This is a genomic window from Bacillus sp. BC05(2025) (assembly GCF_056725905.1).
Genome location: NZ_JBWYRA010000019.1, coordinates 41932 through 48218 on the forward strand (window position 1 = coordinate 41932; position 6287 = coordinate 48218).

8 protein-coding genes are annotated in these 6287 nt (G+C 37.6%); all 8 read left to right on the top strand.

Features of this window, described 5'->3' with window-relative positions:
- Positions 1–2: 2 nt before the first annotated feature.
- The 8 genes from pabA (at position 3) to lysS (ending at position 6002) form a co-directional block, all read left to right on the top strand.
- Positions 3–590 carry an aminodeoxychorismate/anthranilate synthase component II gene (pabA, locus tag ACZ76X_RS28530; RefSeq protein WP_479852420.1) on the top strand — a complete coding sequence of 196 codons (588 nt, stop codon included), beginning with the start codon at positions 3–5 and terminating at the stop codon, positions 588–590.
- The gene (pabC, locus tag ACZ76X_RS28535) at positions 584–1456 is read left to right on the top strand and encodes an aminodeoxychorismate lyase (protein WP_479852421.1); all 873 of its coding nucleotides are present in this window, start codon (positions 584–586) and stop codon (positions 1454–1456) included. The genes pabA and pabC overlap by 7 nt, the downstream gene beginning before the upstream one ends.
- A complete protein-coding gene (folP, locus tag ACZ76X_RS28540; protein WP_479852422.1) occupies positions 1431–2291 on the top strand; it encodes a dihydropteroate synthase in 861 nt (286 codons plus the stop codon). The genes pabC and folP overlap by 26 nt, the downstream gene beginning before the upstream one ends.
- Positions 2292–2654: a dihydroneopterin aldolase gene (gene folB, locus ACZ76X_RS28545; protein ID WP_479852423.1), complete on the top strand. Its 363-nt coding sequence runs from the start codon at positions 2292–2294 to the stop codon at positions 2652–2654. It abuts the gene before it with no gap.
- Positions 2651–3166 (top strand): 2-amino-4-hydroxy-6-hydroxymethyldihydropteridine diphosphokinase, encoded by a 516-nt coding sequence (gene folK, locus ACZ76X_RS28550; protein ID WP_479852424.1) that lies wholly within the window; start codon positions 2651–2653, stop codon positions 3164–3166. Before folB ends, folK begins: the two co-directional genes overlap by 4 nt.
- Positions 3118–3321, top strand: coding sequence for a helix-turn-helix domain-containing protein (locus ACZ76X_RS28555; RefSeq protein ID WP_000387027.1), 204 nt, complete (start codon positions 3118–3120; stop codon positions 3319–3321). The genes folK and ACZ76X_RS28555 overlap by 49 nt, the downstream gene beginning before the upstream one ends.
- 23 nt (positions 3322–3344) lie before the next feature.
- On the top strand, positions 3345–4343 hold the full coding sequence (gene dusB, locus ACZ76X_RS28560) for a tRNA dihydrouridine synthase DusB (protein ID WP_098254734.1): 999 nt from the start codon (positions 3345–3347) through the stop codon (positions 4341–4343).
- Between the two features lie 159 nt (positions 4344–4502).
- Positions 4503–6002 carry a lysine--tRNA ligase gene (lysS, locus tag ACZ76X_RS28565; protein ID WP_048526409.1) on the top strand — a complete coding sequence of 500 codons (1500 nt, stop codon included), beginning with the start codon at positions 4503–4505 and terminating at the stop codon, positions 6000–6002.
- Positions 6003–6287: the final 285 nt, after the last annotated feature.

Genomic DNA, 6287 nt, shown 5'->3' on the forward strand with positions numbered 1-6287 from the left:
AAATGATATTAATGATTGATAATTATGATTCTTTTACATTTAATTTAGTACAGTTTCTTGGAGAACTTGGACAAGAGCTTGTTGTTAAACGTAACGATGAAGTGACTATTTCAGATATTGAGAATATGAAACCAGACTTTTTAATGATTTCGCCAGGCCCATGTAGTCCGAATGAGGCAGGGATTAGTATGGAGGTTATTCGATACTTCGCTGGAAAGATTCCGATTTTTGGGGTTTGTCTTGGGCATCAATCTATTGCGCAAGTGTTTGGCGGAGAGGTTGTCCGTGCAGGGCGATTAATGCATGGGAAAACGTCACCTATGCATCATGATGGAAAGACGATTTTTTCGGATATCCCTAATCCATTTACTGCGACGCGCTATCATTCCCTTATTGTTAAGAAAGAGACATTACCGGAGTGCTTAGAGGTAACATCTTGGACAGAAGAAGGGGAAATTATGGCGCTCCGTCATACAACATTACCGATTGAAGGTGTACAGTTCCATCCGGAATCTATTATGACTTCTCACGGAAAAGAGTTGTTGCAGAATTTCATTCGTAAATACAGTCCAAGTGTGACGTCATGTTAATTTACGTAAACGGTCAGTATGTAGAAGCGAGTGAAGCGAGAATTTCGCCGTATGACCACGGTTATTTATATGGTCTTGGAGTTTTTGAGACATTTCGTATTTATAATGGCCATCCTTTCTTATTGGATGATCATTATGACCGTTTAATAGATGCGCTTGATACGTTGCAAATTAAATGGTCGATGACGAAAGATGAAGTAATGCTTATTTTGAAGAATTTACTCATCAAGAATAAATTAGAGAATGCGTATGTCCGTTTTAATGTATCGGCGGGTATAGATGAAATTGGATTGCAAACAGAAATGTATGAAGAGCCGTCTATTATTGTTTTTATAAAACCTTTAGCGGCCCCGGGAGATGTAGTGGAAAAAGAAGGGGTTGTCTTAAATCAAGTGCGAAATACACCAGAGGGTGCATCTCGCTTGAAGTCTCACCATTATTTAAATAACATTTTAGGGAAACGTGAAATAGGAAATGTTGTGAATAAGGAAGGTATTTTCCTTACTGAAACAGGTTATGTTGCAGAGGGTATTGTTTCGAATCTCTTTTTTGTAAAAGGTGATATTTTATATACACCTTCGTTAAAAACGGGGATTTTAAATGGTATCACTCGCGCGTTTATTATAAAGGTTGCTGAAGAAATAGGCATAGAAGTAAAGGAAGGTTTCTTTACAAAAGATGAATTACTTTCAGCTGATGAAGTCTTCGTAACAAACTCGGTTCAAGAAATTGTTCCGCTTAATCGTATAGAGGGACGAGATTTCCCGGGTAAAGTAGGTATGGTTACAAAAAGATTTATGAATCTTTATGAAATGCAGAGAGAGAAATTGTGGAGCAGAAATGAATTGCGAAGAGGAGATGTGTAGTTTGAAGTGGGATTATGATTTGCGCTGCGGCGAATATACATTGAACTTAAATGAAAAAACTTTAATTATGGGGATTTTAAATGTAACGCCAGATTCGTTTTCCGATGGTGGAAGTTACAATGAGGTAGAGGCTGCGGTGCGCCATGCGAAAGAAATGCGAGATGAAGGTGCTCATATTATTGATATCGGTGGTGAATCTACTCGCCCGGGTTTTGCTAAAGTATCAGTGGAAGAAGAAATAAAGCGAGTTGTTCCGATGATTCAGGCGGTTTCAAGAGAAGTGAAATTACCTATTTCTATCGATACGTATAAAGCTGAAGTTGCAAAACAAGCAATCGAAGCTGGTGCTCATATTATTAATGATATTTGGGGAGCGAAGGCGGAACCAAAAATCGCTGAAGTTGCAGCTCATTACGATGTACCTCTTATCTTAATGCACAATCGCGATAACATGAATTACCGCAATTTAATGGCTGATATGATTGCTGATTTATATGACAGTATTAAAATTGCTAAAGATGCTGGCGTACGAGATGAGAATATCATTTTAGACCCAGGTATCGGCTTTGCTAAAACACCAGAACAAAATTTAGAAGCGATGCGTAATTTAGAACAGTTAAACGTATTAGGTTACCCGGTTCTCTTAGGTACTTCAAGAAAGTCCTTTATTGGGCATGTGCTAGATTTACCGGTAGAGGAACGTCTTGAGGGAACGGGAGCTACCGTTTGTCTCGGTATTGAAAAGGGTTGTGAATTTGTTCGTGTTCATGATGTGAAGGAAATGGCGCGTATGGCTAAGATGATGGACGCGATGATTGGTAAGGGGGGGAAGTAATTGGATAAAATTTATATTCATGATATGGAGTTTTACGGTTACCATGGTGTATTCCCAGAGGAAAATAAATTGGGCCAAAGATTTAAAGTGGACTTAACGGTGGAATTGGATTTGAAGCAGGCCGGAGAAAGTGATGACCTAGAGCATTCTGTCAATTATGGAGAGCTTTTTGAATTATGTAGGAAAGTTGTTGAAGATAGAACGTATAAGCTAGTAGAGAGCATTGCTGAAAATATCGCTGCAGATATATTGGAACAATATGAGAGTATTTCAAGATGTATAATAAAGGTGATTAAACCAGATCCGCCGATACCGGGGCATTATCGTGCTGTAGCAGTGGAAATTACGAGAGAACGTCCATGAATAATGTAGCGTACATTGCATTAGGTTCAAATATCGGAGAGCGTTATACGTATTTAACTGAAGCGATTCAGTTTCTAAATAAAAATCCATATATCCAAGTTGAGGCTGTTTCGTCTGTATATGAAACGGAACCAGTTGGCTATACCGACCAAAGTTCCTTTTTAAATTTAGTTATAAAAATTTCTACCAATTTATCACCGCAAGAATTATTGAAAGTAACGCAAAAAGTAGAGAATGACCTAGGAAGAAAAAGGGAAATTAGGTGGGGTCCGAGAACTATCGACCTTGACATTTTACTATATAATCAAGAAAATATTGAAACAGAGAATCTTATTGTTCCGCATCCGCGGATGTTCGAAAGAGCTTTTGTTATCGTTCCGTTGTTAGAGATTAATCAAGATATAAAACAAAACATTTCACGTTCACAAGTAGAAGAAATGAAAAGGCGAGAGGGAGTAACGGTATGGAAGCAGAAAAATGGGGAAGACGCATTCGTGCTTTTCGAAAGCTAAAAGGTTATACGCAAGAAGGTTTTGCAAAAGAATTAGGGGTATCTGTATCTGTTTTAGGTGAAGTTGAGAGAGGAAATCGATCGCCTTCCCAAGATTTTGTAGTGGAAGTTGCTAAAGCATTAAAGGTCTCGATAGATGAGTTAATGCCAAAGTGACCAGGAAGGAAGGAGTAAATCGAGTGTTAAAAATCGCAAATATTGAGATGAAAAATCCAGTTGTATTAGCACCGATGGCGGGAGTATGTAACTCTGCATTCCGTTTGACAGTAAAAGAATTTGGTGCCGGTCTAGTTTGTGCCGAAATGGTAAGTGATAAGGCAATACTACTGAACAATAAAAGAACGTTAGATATGTTATATATTGATGAGAGAGAAAAGCCATTAAGTTTACAAATTTTTGGTGGAGAAAAAGAGACTCTTGTAGATGCTGCAAAATATGTAGATCAATATACGACAGCAGACATCATTGATATAAATATGGGGTGTCCGGTACCGAAAATCGTTAAGTGTGATGCAGGAGCAAAGTGGCTGTTAGACCCAAATAAAATATATGAAATGGTAGCGGCAGTTGTAGATGCTGTAAAAAAACCAGTTACAGTTAAAATGCGAATTGGTTGGGATGAGGATCATATTTTCGCAATCGAGAATGCAAAAGCTGTTGAGCGTGCTGGCGGACAAGCGGTAGCGGTTCATGGACGTACACGAGTGCAAATGTATGAGGGGAAAGCGGATTGGGATATTATTAAACAAGTAAAGCAAGCTGTAAATATCCCGGTTATCGGAAATGGTGATGTCGCAACGCCACAAGATGCAAAACGCATGATTGATGAAATTGGTGTAGATGGCGTTATGATTGGTCGCGCTGCCCTTGGAGATCCTTGGATGATTTATCGTACGGTAAAGTATTTAGAGACAGGTGAATTAATGCCGGAACCGACAGTACGTGAGAAAATTGACGTATGTATGTTGCATCTAGATCGTCTAATCGATTTAAAGAACGAAAGTGTCGCTGTAAGAGAGATGAGAAAGCATGCAGCTTGGTATTTAAAAGGTATTCGTGGTAATGCAAATGTACGTAATGGTATAAATGCTTGTAATACGCGTGAAGACCTTGCGAATGTATTAGGTGCATTTGTAGAAGAAGTGGAAGCGAAACAACAAACAATTCACGTTGGTTAATAATAGATAGGGAAGATTGACATTCTTCTATACACTTCCTATAATTACGTGAAAGAAAGAAGAACTGCCAGTTAGTTGCTGGCAGTTTTTCTAGTTGAGTAGAAAATGCTATACTGTATATATTGTAAAAATTAATAGAGCTGGAGTGATATCAATACCATGGATAACATGAACCACGAAGAATTAAACGACCAATTGCTTGTTCGTCGTGAAAAGCTACATAACTTACGTGAGCAAGGAATCGATCCGTTCGGTAAACGATTTGAACGTACAAATGCAACAAATGACTTATTAAGCTTATATGGAGAGTTCTCTAAAGAAGAATTAGAAGAGAAAGAAATCTCTGTTTCTATCGCTGGTCGTATTATGACAAAGCGCGGTAAAGGAAAAGCTGGATTTGCGCATATTCAAGATTTACATGGACAAGTTCAAATTTATGTTCGTAAAGATGCTGTTGGCGATGAAGAGTACGAATTATTTAAAACAGCAGATTTAGGTGACTTAGTAGGTATTGAAGGTAAAGTGTTCAAAACGAACGTTGGAGAACTTTCAGTGAAAGCAACTGGCTTTACGCTATTAACGAAATCTCTTCGTCCATTACCGGATAAATATCATGGATTAAAAGATGTTGAACAGCGCTACCGTCAACGTTACTTAGACTTAATTACAAGTATGGAAAGCCGTGAAACATTCGTTACTCGTAGTAAGATCATTCGTGAAATGAGAAGATACTTAGATGACAACGGTTATCTTGAAGTGGAAACACCTATGATGCATGCAATTGCAGGTGGAGCTTCTGCGCGTCCTTTCATTACGCATCATAATGCGTTAGATATGGAATTATATATGCGTATCGCGATTGAACTTCATTTAAAACGCCTTATTGTGGGTGGGTTAGAAAAAGTTTATGAAATCGGCCGTGTATTCCGTAATGAGGGTGTATCAACTCGTCATAACCCTGAATTTACGATGATTGAATTATATGAAGCGTATGCTGATTATAAAGATATTATGAAACTAACAGAAAATATGGTTGCTCATATCGCGAAGCAAGTACTAGGTACAACGACAATCCAATATGGTGATTATGAAATTAATCTAGAACCAGAATGGACACGTCTTCATATGGTAGATGCAATTAAGGAACATTCTGGAGCAGACTTCTGGAATCCGATGAGTGTAGAAGAAGCGCGTGAACTTGCGAAAGAACATAATGTAGATATTAAGGATACAATGGAAGTTGGTCATATTATAAATGAATTCTTCGAACAAAAAGTAGAAGATAAATTAATCCAACCAACATTCATTTACGGTCACCCTGTAGAAATTTCGCCACTTGCGAAAAAGAATGACGAAGATCCACGATTCACAGATCGTTTCGAATTATTTATCGTTGCACGTGAGCATGCAAATGCGTTCACTGAGTTAAATGATCCAATCGATCAAAAAGAACGCTTTGAAGCGCAATTAAAAGAACGTGAACAAGGTAATGACGAAGCTCACATGATGGATGATGATTATATCGAAGCTCTTGAGTACGGTATGCCTCCTACAGGTGGACTAGGAATTGGTATTGATCGTCTTGTTATGCTATTAACAAATGCACCATCTATTCGTGATGTACTACTATTCCCTGCTATGCGTCATAAACAAGACTAAGCTTTGGAGATTTCTCCAAAGCTTTTTTTATTTAAGTGTGAGTAGTGAAGTTTTAAAGTTTGATGGTGCAAGAAATTATATTTATATAGAAGAAATATGCTGTTTTTATACTTTTTTACTAAGTTAAAAATTTTATTAGAAAAACTATTGCATTTTAATAATCAAACTGGTATATTTATATTCGTTGCCACGAAAGGTAACAAGAAAAACAAACGAAAAACAACTTATTAAAAAAAGTTGTTGACGAAAATATAACGAAATGTTATATTAATAAAGTCGCTTCTG